19 protein-coding genes and 1 tRNA gene are annotated in these 17,408 nt (G+C 48.0%); 14 read left to right on the forward strand and 6 right to left on the reverse strand.

The window, feature by feature from the left end; genetic code table 11:
* The first annotated feature begins 25 nt into the window (after window positions 1-25).
* From lptE to lipA, 13 genes are all read left to right on the forward strand, one after another.
* The gene (gene lptE / locus FJD32_RS17440; RefSeq protein ID WP_055648086.1) at window positions 26-520 is read left to right on the forward strand and encodes an LPS assembly lipoprotein LptE; all 495 of its coding nucleotides are present in this window, start codon (window positions 26-28) and stop codon (window positions 518-520) included.
* Between the two features lie 52 nt (window positions 521-572).
* On the forward strand, window positions 573-1,604 hold the full coding sequence (holA, locus tag FJD32_RS17445) for a DNA polymerase III subunit delta (protein WP_055648085.1): 1,032 nt from the start codon (window positions 573-575) through the stop codon (window positions 1,602-1,604).
* 12 nt (window positions 1,605-1,616) lie between these two features.
* On the forward strand, window positions 1,617-2,255 hold the full coding sequence (gene nadD, locus FJD32_RS17450; RefSeq protein WP_055648084.1) for a nicotinate-nucleotide adenylyltransferase: 639 nt from the start codon (window positions 1,617-1,619) through the stop codon (window positions 2,253-2,255).
* Between the two features lie 108 nt (window positions 2,256-2,363).
* Complete coding sequence (rsfS, locus tag FJD32_RS17455; protein WP_037430791.1) at window positions 2,364-2,693, forward strand: ribosome silencing factor; 330 nt, start codon at window positions 2,364-2,366, stop codon at window positions 2,691-2,693.
* Window positions 2,693-3,163, forward strand: coding sequence for a 23S rRNA (pseudouridine(1915)-N(3))-methyltransferase RlmH (gene rlmH, locus FJD32_RS17460; RefSeq protein ID WP_011621784.1), 471 nt, complete (start codon window positions 2,693-2,695; stop codon window positions 3,161-3,163). Before rsfS ends, rlmH begins: the two co-directional genes overlap by 1 nt.
* A gap of 60 nt (window positions 3,164-3,223) precedes the next feature.
* Window positions 3,224-5,080: a penicillin-binding protein 2 gene (mrdA, locus tag FJD32_RS17465; protein WP_055648083.1), complete on the forward strand. Its 1,857-nt coding sequence runs from the start codon at window positions 3,224-3,226 to the stop codon at window positions 5,078-5,080.
* A complete protein-coding gene (gene rodA, locus FJD32_RS17470) occupies window positions 5,077-6,180 on the forward strand; it encodes a rod shape-determining protein RodA (RefSeq protein WP_037415160.1) in 1,104 nt (367 codons plus the stop codon). Before mrdA ends, rodA begins: the two co-directional genes overlap by 4 nt.
* Before the next feature lie 17 nt (window positions 6,181-6,197).
* Entirely contained in the window at window positions 6,198-7,274 is a 1,077-nt protein-coding gene (gene mltB, locus FJD32_RS17475; protein ID WP_088585997.1) for a lytic murein transglycosylase B, read from the forward strand.
* Window positions 7,258-8,100 carry a septal ring lytic transglycosylase RlpA family protein gene (locus FJD32_RS17480; protein WP_037415153.1) on the forward strand — a complete coding sequence of 281 codons (843 nt, stop codon included), beginning with the start codon at window positions 7,258-7,260 and terminating at the stop codon, window positions 8,098-8,100. Before mltB ends, FJD32_RS17480 begins: the two co-directional genes overlap by 17 nt.
* A gap of 144 nt (window positions 8,101-8,244) precedes the next feature.
* The gene (locus FJD32_RS17485; protein ID WP_037430803.1) at window positions 8,245-9,420 is read left to right on the forward strand and encodes a serine hydrolase; all 1,176 of its coding nucleotides are present in this window, start codon (window positions 8,245-8,247) and stop codon (window positions 9,418-9,420) included.
* A 120-nt stretch (window positions 9,421-9,540) separates the two neighbouring features.
* On the forward strand, window positions 9,541-9,807 hold the full coding sequence (gene ybeD, locus FJD32_RS17490) for a DUF493 family protein YbeD (RefSeq protein WP_037415150.1): 267 nt from the start codon (window positions 9,541-9,543) through the stop codon (window positions 9,805-9,807).
* Between the two features lie 92 nt (window positions 9,808-9,899).
* Window positions 9,900-10,553, forward strand: coding sequence for a lipoyl(octanoyl) transferase LipB (gene lipB, locus FJD32_RS17495; RefSeq protein WP_088586977.1), 654 nt, complete (start codon window positions 9,900-9,902; stop codon window positions 10,551-10,553).
* A complete protein-coding gene (gene lipA / locus FJD32_RS17500) occupies window positions 10,550-11,515 on the forward strand; it encodes a lipoyl synthase (RefSeq protein ID WP_023268311.1) in 966 nt (321 codons plus the stop codon). The genes lipB and lipA overlap by 4 nt, the downstream gene beginning before the upstream one ends.
* Before the next feature lie 70 nt (window positions 11,516-11,585).
* On the opposite strand, the gene rimI is transcribed toward lipA, so the two are convergent.
* A complete protein-coding gene (gene rimI, locus FJD32_RS17505) occupies window positions 11,586-11,996 on the reverse strand; it encodes a ribosomal protein S18-alanine N-acetyltransferase (RefSeq protein ID WP_226871917.1) in 411 nt (136 codons plus the stop codon).
* 125 nt (window positions 11,997-12,121) lie between these two features.
* Complete coding sequence (locus FJD32_RS17510) at window positions 12,122-12,472, reverse strand: DNA polymerase III subunit psi (RefSeq protein ID WP_037415143.1); 351 nt, start codon at window positions 12,470-12,472, stop codon at window positions 12,122-12,124.
* A gap of 215 nt (window positions 12,473-12,687) precedes the next feature.
* On the opposite strand from FJD32_RS17510, the gene dpsA reads away from it, so the two are divergent.
* Window positions 12,688-13,155, forward strand: a complete 468-nt coding sequence (gene dpsA, locus FJD32_RS17515) for a DNA starvation/stationary phase protection protein DpsA (protein WP_037415139.1) — start codon at window positions 12,688-12,690, stop codon at window positions 13,153-13,155.
* Between the two features lie 84 nt (window positions 13,156-13,239).
* Here dpsA and FJD32_RS17520 read toward each other — a convergent pair whose 3' ends face one another.
* The 4 genes from FJD32_RS17520 to FJD32_RS17535 all read right to left on the reverse strand — a co-directional run bounded on the left by FJD32_RS17520 (window position 13,240) and on the right by FJD32_RS17535 (window position 17,193).
* Complete coding sequence (locus FJD32_RS17520) at window positions 13,240-14,445, reverse strand: heparan-alpha-glucosaminide N-acetyltransferase domain-containing protein (protein ID WP_181159775.1); 1,206 nt, start codon at window positions 14,443-14,445, stop codon at window positions 13,240-13,242.
* On the reverse strand, window positions 14,435-16,582 hold the full coding sequence (locus tag FJD32_RS17525; protein WP_088585999.1) for a TonB-dependent siderophore receptor: 2,148 nt from the start codon (window positions 16,580-16,582) through the stop codon (window positions 14,435-14,437). Before FJD32_RS17525 ends, FJD32_RS17520 begins: the two co-directional genes overlap by 11 nt.
* An 85-nt stretch (window positions 16,583-16,667) precedes the next feature.
* Window positions 16,668-16,958, reverse strand: a complete 291-nt coding sequence (locus FJD32_RS17530; RefSeq protein WP_037430576.1) for a hypothetical protein — start codon at window positions 16,956-16,958, stop codon at window positions 16,668-16,670.
* Window positions 16,959-17,116: 158 nt separating this feature from the next.
* Window positions 17,117-17,193, reverse strand: a tRNA-Trp gene (locus FJD32_RS17535).
* Window positions 17,194-17,408: the final 215 nt, after the last annotated feature.

Here is a 17,408-nt window from a genome sequence, read left to right on the forward strand (position 1 = left end):
GACAAACAGGAAACCGCGAAAACTTATGCTAATTAAACGCTTAGCTTTCGCAATCATGGCGCTGGTTCTTATGACCAGCGCAGGTTGCGGTTTTAAGCTTCAACGTAGCTATCAAATCCCCGAGCAGCTCAATCAACTCAGTTTGAGTAGCTCGGACGAATACAGCGAACTCACCCGTTTGGTGCGTGAGCGGTTACGTTTGAACAACGTCAAGATTGTCGATGCCGCCAATGATGTGCCTGTGTTAAGGCTCATCACCGACTCCTTAGAGCGTTCGACCCTGTCGCTTTACCCTACGGGCAATGTGGCCGAGTATGAGCTTATCTATTTCGTCGAATTTGCCGTGGCCTTGCCGGGCAAAGAGGCGCAGCCTTTCAAGATTGAAATTCGCCGCGATTACTTAGACGACCCTCGCACCGCACTGGCGAAAAGCCGTGAAATGGAACTGTTAGTCAAAGAAATGCGTATCCAGGCGGCCGACCGGATCCTGCAATCCATGGCCAGCACAGAGGTGAATTAATGCAGGGTCCAAATTAATGTGGCACTGCAATAAAATGTGGAGAGTGGTTTAAATGCGTGTTTATCCTGATCAACTCTCCCGCCATCTCAATCCGCTTCACGCTTGCTACCTGATTTTTGGTGATGATCCTTGGTTGCTCGAAACCTCCAAGGATCAGATCCGCCAAGCAGCCAAACGCCAAGGGTTTGAAGAGCGCGTTCAGTTAATTCAAGAAACAGGTTTTAACTGGGGTGACTTGACCCAAGAATGGCAATCCATGAGCCTGTTTTCTAGTCGACGCATCATTGAGCTAACTCTGCCCAACGCAAAACCCGGTGCAGATGGTTCGGCGGCACTACAAGCGTTGCTGCAAACGCCAAATCCTGATGTGTTGCTGATCCTTGAAGGCCCAAAACTCGCCAGCGAGCAAACCAACAGTAAATGGTTCAAAACCTTGGATAGTTTAGGGATTTATTTGCCTTGCACTACGCCAGAGGGCGACCAATTTAGACGTTGGCTCGACTCACGCATTGCGTACTTTAAGCTGAATTTACAGCCCGATGCGCGCGCAATGTTGTACTCCCTCTACGAAGGGAATTTACTCGCCGCCGATCAGGCCATGCAGTTGCTACAACTGTTAAGTCCAAGCAAGCCTATCGGTGCTGACGAGTTAAGCCACTACTTTGAAGATCAGTCCCGCTTTACCGTGTTTCAACTCACCGATGCGCTGCTGAATAATCGCCAAGACAGTGCTCAACATATGCTGGCCCAACTCAACGGTGAAGGCACGGCCATGCCGATTTTACTCTGGGCCTTGTTTAAAGAGCTGCAGCTACTGCTTAGCCTCAAGAGTGAACAGGCCCAAGGCGCGCCCTTAAATAGTCTCTTTGGCAAACATCGAATTTGGGATAAGCGTAAACCGCTGTACCAAACCACGTTGCAGCGTTTAAGCCTCACCCAAATCGAACATATGCTTGCCTTCGCGTCTAAGCTGGAGCTGAACCTAAAGCAATTAGGCCATGAAGATTGGACAGGGCTCAGCCACCTGTGCTTATTATTCGATCCTAAAGCCCACAGTCATCTGGCCCATATCAGCTTAGATTAAGGCGGAGTGTTGATGCGTATCGGTATTTTAGGCGGCACCTTCGACCCCATACATTACGGCCATATTCGCCCCGCGATGGAAGTCAAAGCCAGTCTCAAGCTGGATAAAATCCTGCTGATGCCCAACCATATTCCGCCGCATAAGAACACCACTCACTCGACCACAGCGCAGCGGCTCGAAATGGTCGCGCAGGTATGTGCGAGTTTACCCGGCTTCGAGCTCTGTGATATCGAAGCTAAACGCGACAGTCCATCCTATACGGTTGTCACCCTTAAGCAGTTAACTCGGCTTTATCCCGATGACGAACTGTTTTTTATCATGGGGATGGATTCGTTTATTCATCTGCAAAGCTGGCACCAATGGCAGCAATTGTTTGAATTAGCCAATATCGTAGTATGTCAGCGCCCGGGCTGGCATTTAGCCGAAGGGCACCCGATGCTGCATGAGTTAAACGTACGTCACGCAACGCTTGATGCGTTAAGTCACTCAAGCGCGCCGCAACATGGACGCATCTTTACCGTCGATATCAGCCCACAGGATATTTCGTCCACCCAAATTCGCTCACAACTGGCGATGGGGGAAATTCCACAGGATGCCCTGCTGCCCGTCACTTTAAATTACATTCAAAAACAACGGCTTTATTTTTCCTAGGCCCAAAATCCCGCGCCAATAATACAAACTCGGCCGCTAAGATAATGTATTCCACCGCTTAAGACTGATATACTAGCGCGCTATTTAAAATAAATGAGGTACATCAGCGTGCAGAGCGCCGAATTAAAGCAGTTTGTTGTCGACAAAATCGACGATTTAAAAGCCCGTGACGTCGTGGTTATCGATGTCAGCAACCAATCTAACATCACCGACTATATGGTGATTTGTTCAGGTACATCTAAAACTCACGTGAAAGCGATCGCCGAAAACCTCGTGCTCGAGGCAAAAGCCGCTGGCATTCCACCAATCGGTATCGAAGGCCGCGACAGCAGCGAATGGGTATTGGTGGATATGGGCAACGTGATCCTGCATGTTATGCAAGACCAAACCCGCGATTTCTACCAGCTTGAAAAGCTCTGGTCAGAAAAGCAAGCCTAATGAAGTTGCAACTTATCGCAGTAGGGACACGGATGCCCGATTGGGTCACCCGCGGCTTTGAAGAGTACCAACGCCGCTTCCCCCGAGATATGGCGCTGGAACTGATTGAAATCCCTGCCGGCAAGCGCGGAAAAAACGCTGATATCGTTCGTATCCTGCAAAAGGAAGGCGAGCAAATGTTAGCGGCTATCCCTAAGGGCAATCATATTGTCACCTTAGATCTTCCCGGCAAAAACTGGACTACGCCAGAATTGGCGACCGCCATGAACAAATGGCAACTCGATGGCCGTGATGTGAGCTTACTGGTTGGCGGCCCCGAAGGCTTAGCGCCCGCCTGTAAGGAAGCCGCCCATCAGAGTTGGTGCCTGTCGGCATTAACCCTGCCCCATCCTTTGGTGCGGATTGTGGTTGCCGAAAGCTTATACCGCGCGTGGAGCGTGAACACCAATCACCCTTATCACAGAGAATAGCGGGATCTTGATGTTAACGAGTGTCAACCACCCGGATGGGATCAGCTGGAGATAGCCTAAGTGTCGCCAAAAAAGCGGATAACCATGCACGACCACGCCGCCGAGGCGTCACTGTTTAAGCGCCGTGCGCTGTTCACTTTTTTTTGTGTTGTCGCCCTCTTGAGCGTGTTGGTGACTAATCTTTATCACCTTCAGGTTGAATCCTATAAAGATTACGCGACACGTTCTAATGACAACCGTATTCGCGTCGTGCCCATCGCCCCAAGCCGTGGCCTGATTTACGACAGAAACGGCGTACTCCTCGCCGAAAACCAACCCTTTTACTCCCTCGATCTGGTTCCAGAGAAAATTGCCAATATGTCCGAGACTTTGGACGAGCTAGGCAAGTTAATCGAGATCACCCCAGATGAGCGCGAAACCTTTACCGACGCTTTAAAGTTTCACCGCCGCTTTAAGCCGCTTACCCTTAAAAATCAGCTGACTGAAGAGCAAGTTGCGATTTTTAGCGTGAACCAGCATCGCTTTCCTGGGATTTCCGTCGAGGCGGGTTTAAAGCGTAACTACCCCTATGCGAGCCAGCTCACCCATGTGCTGGGCTATGTGGGCAAAATCAACACCCGTGATCGCGCCCAATTGGAGCGTAACGATCAATGGAAGAACTATGCTGCCACCAAGGATATTGGTAAGCAAGGCATTGAAAAATTTTATGAATCTCTGCTGCACGGCACGCCTGGTCACCTCGAAGAAGAAGTGAACAACCGCGGCCGGACTATCCGCACGCTTAAAATCGTGCCGCCGGAGCCTGGGCAAGATATTTACTTAACTCTCGATTTACAATTACAGCAAAAAGCCGTGGAACTACTCCAAGGCCATAAAGGCTCAATCGTCGCTATCGATCCAAGAGATGGCGGGATTTTAGCTTTAGTGTCGAGCCCAAGTTACGATCCCAACCAGTTCGTGCAAGGGATTAACAGCAAGGATTACAGTGATTTATTGAATGACAAATCACGTCCGCTGATTAACCGCGCTACCCAAGGCCAATATGCGCCCGCATCAACGATTAAACCTATTATTGCCCTACTGGGACTTGATGAAAAAGCCGTGACCGAACACACCCGTATTTGGGACCCTGGTTTTTGGCAAATCCCAGGGGTTGAGCGTAAATATCGCGACTGGAAACGCTGGGGCCATGGCTGGGTTAACGTCTATAGTGCTATCGTGGAATCCTGCGATACCTACTTCTATGAATTAGCTTATAAAATCGGTGTTGATCCCATAGCCCGTTTTATGGAGCAATTCGGCTTTGGCCAAAATACTGGTGTCGATATTTTCGAAGAATCAGCGGGCAATATGCCGTCGAAAGAATGGAAGCGCTTAAAATACAATCAAGCTTGGTACATAGGTGACACCATTTCAGTCGGTATCGGTCAAGGTTACTGGACCGCAACTCCGTTACAACTGGCCAATGCTACCGCTATTCTCGCCAATAAGGGCCGCCGTTTTCCGCCGCACTTATTAAGATCGATTAAAGATAATACGGCCAAAATTGACTCGCCGATTAACGAGTTACCACCGATTGAGCTTAAAAATCCGCGCAACTGGAATATCATTAACGAAGCCATGCGCCAAACCGCCCATAAGTCTCGCTTCACCGACGCAAGCTATACCGCGGCGATGAAAACCGGTACGGCGCAGGTGATTGGCGTGGCCGAAAACACGAAATACGATGCTAATAAGATTGCCGAGCATTTCCGCGATAATGCCCTCGTCGTCGCCTACGCGCCCTTTGAAGATCCGAAAATCGTGCTGGCTGTGGTAATGGAAAACGCCGGCTGGGGTGGCGCAAACGCTGGCCCCGTCGCTCGCGCTATGCTCGATGAATATATGCTCAGAGACACTTGGAAACCAACGCCATGAGTGCCCATCAACGTCAAAATATCTGGCAACGATTACATATCGACCTGCCCCTGTTGCTCGGCCTATTGGCTGTAATGGGCTTTGGCCTATTTGTTATCTATTCCGCCAGTGGTGAAGATCTTGGCATGATGGAACGCCAACTGTTTAGGATGTTTTTATCCCTGGGCATCATGTTTACCATGGCGCAAATTAATCCTGAGGCGCTAAAACGCTGGGCATTACCCATTTACCTTGCAGGCATTGTGTTACTGCTTGGGGTGCATTTTTTTGGGGAGATTAACAAAGGGGCACAACGCTGGTTGAACTTAGGCTTTATGGAGTTTCAACCATCTGAACTGATTAAGCTCGCCTTCCCCATTACTATGGCTTGGTATATCAGTAAATTCCCACTACCGCCCAAAAAACGCTATCTAGCGGGCGCAGGTGTCATTCTACTGATACCCACATTATTAATTGCTAAACAACCCGATCTCGGCACTTCTATTTTAGTTGCGGCATCAGGTATTTTCGTACTGTTTTTATCGGGTATGAGCTGGGTGATTGTGGGCGGTTTTATTGCCGCCGTGTTGGCATTTTTGCCTATTCTCTGGTACTTCCTAATGCACGATTACCAAAGAACCCGCGTCTTGACCCTACTCGATCCAGAACAAGATCCCCTCGGTGCGGGTTACCACATTATCCAATCGAAAATTGCTATTGGCTCAGGTGGCCTCTGGGGTAAAGGTTGGCTCGATGGCACTCAATCCCAATTAGAATTTATCCCCGAACGTCACACCGACTTTATCTTTGCGGTGATCGGTGAAGAATTTGGTCTGATAGGTAGCATTATCCTGCTCCTGATGTATCTCTACATCATCGGACGCGGCTTAGTCATTGCCTCTCGGGCGCAAACCAGCTTTGCCAGACTCCTTGCCGGCAGTATCACATTGACTTTCTTCGTTTATGTTTTTGTGAATATTGGTATGGTTTCAGGTATCCTGCCTGTGGTGGGTGTACCTTTACCCCTTGTCAGTTATGGTGGCACATCAATGCTGACATTGATGACAGGGTTTGGCATTCTTATGAGCATTCATACCCATAGACGTTTTGTAGATAGATAATTTTTAGGGACTTCTTAATGCCGATTCTTCGAGCTTGTTTGGCTCCACTGGCAATGCTTTGCCTCAGTTCATACCTTATTGGCTGTTCAACCGCTAACGAGTCCGCGACAACACAGCCAAGTGCCGCCGTGACCACACAGGCTCCCACACCGGTATTAACCGAGGCACCAGTATTACCTGAGGCCTTAAAGGCTGAGTTTATCAAAACCCAAATGGCACAAGGCTTTACCCAAGCCGAAGTCGAAAATTTCTTGGCCAAAGCCAACTACAACCAAGCCGTTATCGATGCGATTTCGCGTCCTTGGGAAGCGAAACCTTGGCATCAGTATTATCCGATTTTCTTAACCGAAAAACGCCTCAACGCAGGTCTGGCCTTCTGGAAAAAACACGAGGCGACGATTGCCAAAGCCGCCACTAAGTACCAAGTCGAACCACAAATTATTGTGGCTATTATTGGTATCGAAACTTTCTATGGCCAGTACACGGGTAATTATCCGGTTATCGACGCACTCTATACCTTAGGATTTTATTACGAGCCAAGAGCCACCTTCTTCCGCAAGGAATTTGGTGAATTAATGAGGCTGGTAAAAGAAGAACACTTAGATATCAATAACCTCAAAGGCTCCTACGCTGGCGCCATGGGCTTTGGTCAGTTTATTCCTTCAAGTTACCGCCACTATGCTGTGGATTTTGATGGCAGCGGCAACCGTGATTTACTCCAGAGTCCAGAGGACGCCATTGGCAGTGTTGCCAATTACTTCCATGAACATGGCTGGCAATTGCATGCCCCCGTTGCTTTACCCTTAGTGAATAGCAGTGCCAATACACCTAAAGCCAAAGTGTGGGCAGGCGAGAAGTTACAATACAAGGTCTCTGATATTCTCTCCCCGAGCTTATCGCTAGCCAACGCCCGCGATTTAGATGCCTCGCAAAAAGCCATGCTTATCGAGCTAGAACAAGTGGGAAGTAAAGATTACTGGTTAGGGCTCAATAATTTTTATGTAATCACCCGTTATAACCGTAGCCCCTTGTATTCCATGGCTGTTTATCAATTTAGCCAACAACTGAAGCAACAACATGACGCTAAAAAATAATCTTTTATCGCTTTTGATGCTCGGCTGCTGTTTTGCGCTCGCGGCCTGCTCGAGTTCTAACTCTGGCTCAGCCAGCGTGAAGAATAAGAATATGGATCCCAATAAGGGCCGCTACGCGCTTAAAAACGATAAGATGCCCCTTAATCCACCCAATGTAGATCATGTACCGAATGCGACCCCAAAATATGAACCCTATAGCCGCCGCGGTAACAAACCCTATACGGTTTATGGTGAGTCCTATACGGTATTAGACTCGGGGGAAGGCTTTTCCGAAATGGGTCGCGCCTCATGGTACGGCGAAAAATTCCACGGTTATGAGACATCCAATGGTGAACCCTACGATATGTTCGGCATGTCTGGTGCCCATAAGACCCTACCCCTACCAAGCTACGCTCGCGTCACTAACTTAGATAACAATAAGCAGGTGATTATTCGCATTAATGATCGCGGTCCGTTCCACTCTGACCGGATTTTAGACTTATCCTATGCCGCCGCCTATAAGCTTGGTATGCTAGGCACAGGCACGGCACGCATAAAACTGGATGTCATCTATATTGGCAATAAAACCGCAACCCAATCGGCAATAGCCAATATTCAATCCTCAGGAAACCACTATATACAGTTAGTGGCTTCGAAGGATAAACAGCGACTCCATAAAATAGCGAAGGATCTGGAGAAGAAATATCAGGTCAAGACTCGTGTACAACCGGCAAACAATATGTTTAGACTACAGCTCGGTCCGATTGGTCAAACGGAGCTTGCCGACCGATTACTCATTAAAGTGAAACAAGATGGCTATCCCGAAGGCTATATGGTTTTGGAATAGTGAACACTCACATTATGGAGTCAATTTAGCTTAAAAATACCGCAGATGAAGGAACCTTCACTGAAAACCTTTGTCGAAGGGTGGTATACTCGCGAAACTATTTTGCCTTTTCTTTCAATACAACCAAAAAGACGTGCTAAGTTAATGATGAATTTTGTAAAAAGTCCCATTAAGACATTGCTGCTAATTTCGAGTGTTTCTCTTCCTGTTTATGCTGCGCAGCCGATTGTTACCCCTGATGCACCAACCGTGGCCGCCAAGGCTTACATCTTGATGGATTATAATTCAGGCCAAATCATTGCCGAAGAAAATGCATACGAGAGTTTAAACCCCGCCAGCTTAACGAAGATGATGACCAGCTATGTGATTGGTCAGGAAATTAAAGCCGGTAACGTATCTCCCGATGATGATGTCACCATCAGTAAAAATGCTTGGTCGAAGAACTTCTCTGACTCATCGAAAATGTTTATCGAAGTGGGTAAAACCGTAAAAGTTTCTGACTTAAACCGCGGCATCATCATTCAATCCGGTAACGATGCTTGTGTCGCGATGGCCGAACATATTGCGGGTACTGAAGGCGCCTTTGTTGACATGATGAACTCGTGGGCAAAGCAGCTTGGTATGCGTGATAGCTACTTTGAAAACTCCCATGGCCTAGATTCAGAGAACCATAAAACGACGGCCTATGATATGGCACTTTTAGGTGCAGCACTCATTCGTGACGTGCCAGAAGAATACCGTGTCTACAGCGAAAAATACTATACTTTCAACGGTATCAAACAATATAACCGTAATGGTCTGCTGTGGGATAACAGCATGAATGTAGATGGTATCAAAACCGGCCACACTTCTGGAGCAGGTTATAACTTAGTCGCTTCTGCAACTAAGGACGGTATGCGTTTGATTTCAGTGGTATTAGGCACTCAAAGTGAAGCCGCTCGTAAAGCCGAAAGTAAAAAACTACTGACCTATGGTTTCCGCTTCTTCGAAACAGTGACCCCTTACAAGGCCGGCGACAGCTTCGTGACGCAAAAAATTTGGTACGGTGATAAGAGTACCGTCGATTTAGGTGTCGCTACAGATGCACCAGTTACCGTCAGCCGTGGCCGTGCAAAAGACTTAAAAGCCAACTTCGAACTGACTAAGCCACTGGACGCACCACTGAAAAAAGGTGAAACAGTGGGTCGTTTATACTTCCAGTTAGATGGCAAAGATATTGCGCAATTCCCGCTAGTCACCTTACAAGAAGTCAACGAAGGCAGCTGGTTCAGCAAATTAGTTGATTACTTTAAGCAACTGTTTTCTGGTTGGTTTAGCTAATCCGGCTCACAAAACTCAGCCACCTTCGGGTGGCTTTGTTGTTTTTGGGGGAGTATCGCCCTTGAATCGGGTATAATCGCCACCATATAGTTCCTATTAAAATGGTTATTGAGCACGACTATGTTAAACACAAAATTTGATGAACTCATGGAGTTTCCCTGCGCCTTCCCATTCAAAGTGGTTGGCGATGCCCACGAAACCTTAACGGATAGAGTGGTTGCGGTAGTGCAAAAACACGCTCCAGGTGATTATTCACCAACAGTTAAAGCCTCGAGCAAAGGGAGCTACTATTCAGTCACTATCCGTGTCACTGTGACCAGCAAAGATCATATCGAAATACTGTACACTGAGCTTGCCGGTATCGAAGGCGTTCGCCGCGTACTATAAGTATTCCTCAAGGCTATAAAATGTGATCTATCTTACATTTATGGCCAAGAGGCGTATAATAGCGCCACTCAATTATAGGGGAGAGGTTGCCCTTGCAAGACACCACTTTGCATATTCGGCATCTGGGACAGCAGGATTATGAGTCTGTGTGGCATGCAATGCAGCATTACACCGACACTCGTAACAGCGACAGTCCAGACGAACTGTGGATCGTTGAACATCCACCCGTATTTACCCAAGGCCAAGCCGGTAAAAGCGAACATATTTTGAATCCGGGCGATATTCCCGTGATCCAAGTGGATCGTGGTGGTCAAGTCACTTACCACGGACCAGGACAATTAGTTGTCTACCCTCTCCTCGATATTAAACGCAGTAAAGTGGGTGTCCGCCAACTTGTGACCCATATCGAGCAAAGCATTATCGATATGCTCGCCAAATACGCTATCAATGCCTACGCCAAGGCCGATGCGCCGGGCGTGTATGTGGATGAGCGCAAAATTGCCTCTTTAGGTCTTAGGATCCGTAAAGGCTGTTCATTCCATGGCTTAGCACTGAATGTGGATATGGATCTAGCGCCGTTTCGACGCATTAACCCCTGTGGTTATGCTGGTCTTGAGATGGTGCAATGTAAGGAACTTGGCGGCCCACAAACCGTGATTGAAGCAGGCGAGCAACTCATTATTACCTTTAGCCAACTACTGGGCTACCAACATCTAGTTCATCATCAAGGATTAGCAGCGTCATGAATAGGCCTGAACGTTTACAACCCGGAGTCAAATTAAGAGATGCCGATAAAGTCTCGCGCATTCCGGTTAAAATCGTGCCCTCTGAGCGCGAAACCATGTTACGCAAACCCGATTGGTTAAGGGTTAAACTGCCCGCGTCTAACCAACGCATTCTCGATATTAAGCAAGCGTTACGCGCTAACGGCCTGCACTCGGTCTGTGAAGAAGCTTCTTGTCCTAACTTGGCAGAATGTTTTAACCATGGCACCGCGACCTTTATGATTTTGGGCGCAATTTGTACTCGCCGCTGCCCATTCTGCGACGTGGCCCATGGTCGTCCACTCAAGCCCGATGCGGAAGAGCCTGTTAAATTGGCTCAAACCATCCGTGATATGAAGCTAAAATACGTGGTAATCACCTCGGTTGACCGCGATGATTTGCGTGATGGCGGTGCCCAGCACTTTGCCGACTGTATCCGTGAGATCCGTAAGCTCAATCCCGAGATTAAGATTGAGATCTTAGTGCCCGATTTCCGTGGCCGTATCGACGCCGCCCTCGACATTCTGTCGACCGAGCCGCCTGATGTGTTCAACCACAACCTAGAAACTGCGCCTATGCATTATCGCAAAGCGCGTCCAGGTGCGAACTATCAATGGTCACTCGACCTACTGAAGCGCTTTAAAGAGCGTCATCCCAATGTGCCGACAAAATCGGGACTGATGATGGGGCTAGGTGAAACCAACGAAGAAATCGCCCAAGTACTGCGCGACTTACGTGAGCACAAGGTTGAAATGTTGACCTTAGGCCAATATCTGCAACCGTCTAAGTTCCATCTGCCGGTTGAGCGTTACGTCTCACCAGCCGAGTTTGATGAGCTTAAAGCCCTTGCCGATGAGCTAGGCTTTACCCATGCTGCTTGTGGTCCATTAGTGCGTTCAAGCTACCATGCAGACTTGCAAGCTCAAGGTAAAGAAGTGAAGTAACCTTCGCTTTATTAGCCCCATAAAAAACAGCGCTAAGGCGCTGTTTTTTTTTATATCTACTTTGAAAACCTTAAACCGTTTCGATTAAGGCTAAATCCATCAAAATCGCATCTTCTTTGCCCTCTGCCAAAGGATAATAGCCTTTGCGACGACCGGTTTCGACAAAGCCCCGCTTCTGATAGAGTGCGCGCGCGGCAAGATTTGATTCGCGAACCTCCAGCATCAGCACCACCGCCTTGGCAGCCTTAGCGCAGTCGACAACCGCCGTGAGTAGCAGATGCCCATATCCTCGCCCTTGTTGTTCTGGCGGCAAACAAATATCCAGCAGCGTTGCCTCATCGACAATCTGCTGCACAATCGCGAAGCCGAGCAACTCATCACGTTGCATTAACCCAATAACGCGGTACAAGTGGCCAAAACAATCGGCAAGGTTATTCTCACTCATAGGATGGGAATGAGCACTCGCTTCAATGCGCGCCATTTGACTCACATCGGTTGGCGTCAGAAGCACGATTTGCAATGATTCGTTAAGGGTATTAAGGACTTGATGACTCACGGGAAAATCCAAATTAAAAGGTAACTCACGATAATGTGTACTGGACACGACTAGGCCGTTAATTGCTGCTCACGCCACTGGCAAATCTGCCCCCACAAGGCGCGCTTTGCCTCACTGCGCGTTAGTAACTCAGCTAGGGGATCCGACACTAACCAAGCCACTCTGGGCCTAACCCTGTGGCGACGTAAATCCCAGACGATGGGTTTACCCTTATGTGGCTCAGTGTTGAACTCACAGTCATCCTTACTGATCCCAATTAAACCAAGGACAGTATCAATCAGTGGCTCAGCGGCAGACGACATATCATCAACATCCCAAACCACTTGATAAGGTCGCACTTTAGTATCGCGAAGCTGCCAAGGAGTTATCTCCATCGCGGCTAAATAGGCAGATTTATTCATGGGGTTATTGGGGTTTCATTAAGCACTGACACCACATAAGGATACCAGCTAAATGGGCCGAATGTTATTGCCAAGATACGGTTCATGGCTCAAGCCAAACGTTTACTTACGCTTTAATCTGTAAAATCGATTTTATGAATCTATTTTAACCGCTTTATATGTTTAGCTTATTTGATAATCTATCTTCATTGAGTAGGACAATAGGAGGAATTTCCATGATTAACATCGGCATCAACCAAGCTCATAGAGAAGAAATCGCCGCAGGGTTAAATCAGTTATTGGCCGACAGCTACAGCCTTTACCTTAAGACCCACAGCTTTCACTGGAACGTCACAGGCCCCATGTTCACTAGCTTGCACTTATTGTTTGAACAGCAATATACCGAGCTTGCCTTAGCGGTCGATTTAATCGCCGAGCGGGTACGAGCATTGGGCGCAAGGGCATTAGGTTCCTATTCGGACTATGCCAAGTTGACCGAAATCCGTGAAGATCAAGGTGTCACTAAAGCTGAAACCATGATCCGTGAACTGTTAAGCGACCAAGAAGTAGTGATTAGAAATGCCCGTGCGCTCTATCCCTTGGTTAGCCAAGCCAACGACGAGGCCACGGCAGATTTACTCACCCAGCGCATTCAACTCCATGAGAAAAATGCGTGGATGTTACGTAGCTTATTAAGCGAATAACCTTTTCATCATCCCCAAGCCAAATGGCCGAGCAGTCACGCGCTCGGCTATTTTTATTGGGCATTGTTTTAGGGTAAAGCTAATTTAGAGATACTTAAGCCAAGCCTGCGGACTCTGTCCTTTGTAACGGCTAAACCAGCGCACGGGATAATAGAGCAAAGGAATTAAGACTAAGCTTATCAGCCATACCCACCCCATATGCGCTACGCCAAACAGCTCACCATGGTTGGCGCCAAATATCCCTTTAGCCAGCGAATACAGCAACAGCAGCACATATAAGTGCAAGATATAGAAGAACATAGGTACAGAGCCAAACACTGCTAACCTCTGCCCCATCCAACCTAATACTCTGCCTGTAGCAAAATAGCGCTCAAACACCACTAAGCCGTAGAACATCCCGCACAAGGTCACCAACAAAAAACTCAGTGATGGCGGATACTTAGTTAGATTAAATACCGACATTAAGGTTTGACCTAGAGTATCGCCAAACTGCCAAGGCAACGTCTCGCCGTAGATATTGAATCCGCGCAGCAAGCCAAACAGCAGAGCGCAGCCAAGTCCTAACAGTATTAATTTTTGCTGACGCAGCCCCGCATCACTCCCTCTGCCAAATAAGGGGCCAGCCACATAGCCCAATAAAATCACGCCAATCCAAGGTAGCGCTGGGTAACTTATTTTCAGCTTAAGCTCGCCCTCGGCAATCAAATAACCTCGGTCATGCAGTATCGTCCACAGACTATAGCCCCACTCGTCTGGCGTAAAATGAATAGGCGACAATAGGTTATGGCCAAAGATAATCAATAGTCCGAGTAATGCCATCCACAACCTCGGGAGGTTGATTAATGCCGCAAGGGCCAACATGCTCAGCCCTATCACCCAAATCACCTGCAACCAGAGGGTGTGATAATTGCCCATCCATGAAAAATTAATCACCAGCACCTCGAGGGCGATTAAGAATAGCCCGCGCTTGATTAAAAACTCGCGTGCAGAGCGCGGCTCACCATAGCCACGATTGGTGTAAAGCCAGGCCGAGACCCCAGTTAAAAAGACGAACACAGGCGCACAAAAGTGCGCTGCAAAACGGCTGACAAACAGCGCCCAGTTTGTTGTGCTTAAATCCACTGGGTCGCTCACCTGCATATGCAGGAAAAACCGCTCCCGCACATGGTCGAGCAACATAATCAGCATCACTAAGCCGCGCATCATGTCGATGCTATTGATTCGCTGACGCCCTTGCAGCTGAGGCGCCACAGACGAAGCCATGGGTGTCACTGTGACATTAGAATTCATAGCTAACACTCACTTTAACGTTACGTGGCTCACCCGGCACGGCCCACAGCGCCGAATAACTGCTAGCGATATAGTGCTCATCCAGCAGGTTATCGACATTGAGCGCGAGACTTAAGTTGTCAGCAAGTCGAGTCGTGAAAAACATTCCAAGTAACTGATAACTCGGTAATTGAAAACTCGGATCGGCCGAATCACCCAAACGAGAGTCCACATAACGCCAACTCAGCCCTAAATGACCGTCGATAGAAAGATCATTTAAGTCCTGCTTGAGAATGATACTGCCCGTGTGTTTTGGCACATTGACCAGCGGACTGCCCGCCGGAATTAACACGCCCCAATCCAGATTCAGGCTGTCGTTCACCGTGCGAGTATTCAGGTAGGCATAGGACAAAGTCGCTTGTAAGCTCTCGGTCAACTCGGTCGCGACATCCAATTCAATCCCCGTGCTCTTAGCTTCACCAAGGGTTGCCGAAAAGCCGACATTGACGGGATCTGAGGTCAAGATATTGCTCTTTTGCGCATCAAACCAAGCCAAGCTGCCATTAACGGGTAACTCAAACCAAGTGTTGTTGAACTTAACCCCTAACTCGATGGATTTACTCTCCTCTGGCTCGAAGGGATTACCCGCATAATCAGTGCCAGAAAGCGGTAAAAACCCTTCCGAATAGGAGCCGTAAACACTTAACGCCTCAGACCATTGATACACTAATCCGACTTTCGGGCTGACTCTGTGATCGCTTTGATCCGACAGACTCTCGTTGATCTGCTCTGCAATTTCTTGGGAATAACGGTCAAACCTTAACCCTAAATGCAATTTCCAGTGCTCGGTTAACTCCAATTGATCCTGTAAATAGGCACCCCAGGCATCTTGAGTCTCTCGGTTTTCATAGAGCAAACTGACCTCAGGCTGAGCCGCGCCATATTGGGGCGTAAAAATATCGATAGCATAGGCGCCCTTCTTGCCTCGATAACGGTAGAGTCCCGTTTTTAGTCGATAATGATAGGCATCCGTCCCGAGCAGCAGATTGTGCCTTATGTTGCCAGTATCAAACTGGCCGCTGAGTTCGGCCCGAACAGAATGGTCTTCAGAAGCGTAATCTCGATAGCGATGCTGCCGCGTCAGAGTACGGCCATCGTCATATAATGATTGACGTCCCTTTGCTAATTCGGCATCCGATGAGTAGCCATTCAGACTCGAATCGCGGTAGTTATAACCCGCGGTAAGCGACCAATCCTCATTTAATTCATACTCATAGGTAAGCTGATGCCCAGTCGCATCCACTTTAGTTGGCCCATCGTTGGGCTCGCCTAAGTAACGCGAACGGGGCACGGTATTAAAGTCGTTATTGAGCACTACTACGCCACGGTCAAATAACTGTTCTTGCTTAAGATATTCAACCTCATACAGGAGCGATGACTTATCGGACAGTTGCCAGCGTAGCGATGGCGTGACGATCTTTTTATCGCTAAATACATGATCGCGAAAACTGTCATGCTCCTGCCAAGCGCCATTGATCCGAAAGGCCAAGGTATCGGTCAGCCCCGAAGTAAAATCCCCTTCTAACCGATATTGCTCAAAACTCCCCGCGGAGGCTTTTAAATAGCCCTGCGCCTCGTACTGCGGTTTTTTAGTCACAATATTCACAGTACCGCCGGGCTCCGAGCGTCCATAAAGCGCCGAGCCCGGGCCTTTAAGGATTTCCACATAGGCTACGTTCGATAGATCTCGGTGACCACTAAAACCTCGGCCACCATTAAAACCATTAATTAAATAGCCCGATGGCATGTTTTCATTCCCAGGAAAGCCCCGTAACGAAAAACTATCCCATAGCCCACCACCGTTGTTTTGCCGCGCGACACTGGCAGAATAATCCAATAAGTCTTGAAAACGCGTCAGCCCAGTATCTTTAATCAGTTGCTCATCCAGCACTGTGATGGCCTGAGGTAACTCAGTCGCAGGCACATTGCCGCGGTAGGCCTGTCGATAATGAATGCTTAAACGCTCGATATCATTATTAAGTCCAGTGTTATCAGTTTGCAGCGCCTCGGCGGCCAATAGGGGAACACTCGTATCCAACGCCAACAACGTCACGCCCAGCAGTAATACCGAGCGCTTTTGAATGACATAAGTAGCCATTTTTTACTCCAAAAATAAACAGCATCGGGCGCCTTGGTTAAGCCAAGGCGCTCGAAAAATAAGAGAAATAGATAAAAAGCAGGAGTTAGGCTGCTAGCGGCGGCGCGCGGCTAAGGAAGTTGCGCCTAAATGGCGTCTTAAAGGAAATAACATCAAACTCAACCGAGATAACACCCTGTTGAGCAACTTGAAAATCTAAAGGAGAGTATGAGAGGGCATGCTGCAATTGGTGCTGATGCAAACACAGCGCGCAATGGGCTTTGGTATCATCATTGAGGTGGGAAACACTGTGCACCGCAAACGCAACAGACAGCAACACTAAGATGGCTGCAAGCCATAGTGCTAATCTGCGCCTTGTTTGCATCACAGAGCTCAAACCATACATCCTCAAACCAAATGGATTGCGATTGTATGTTAGACACTACGAAAGTTGCAAATACCTTTACTTAACAAATGTAAGCAAATGCACTACGAAATTTTATGACGGCTAAAATAAAACGGCTCGCATATTTCTATGCAAGCCGTTGTTTTATTTGGCAGGGGTGGCAGGACTCGAACCCGCAACCATCGGTTTTGGAGACCGCTGTTCTACCAATTGGAACTACACCCCTGTTGACGTGGGGCATTATGCTAAAAGCACTCTCAAAGGTAAAGGACTTTTTATGACAAACTTAATTAACTGAGGAATTTTCAAACAAGTTTTGCATCTACTGTTGATTTAATTGGCATAAAGCTGAAAAAGTCGTCATGTAAGCTCATTGCAGAATGTTCAAAACCCGCTGGCAACAGCGTAAACGGTGAAACCTGATGCTCTGTCTATGCCCCA

It is taken from the genome of Shewanella sp. LC6 (genome assembly GCF_006385735.2).
Classification (GTDB): Bacteria; Pseudomonadota; Gammaproteobacteria; order Enterobacterales; family Shewanellaceae; genus Shewanella; species Shewanella xiamenensis.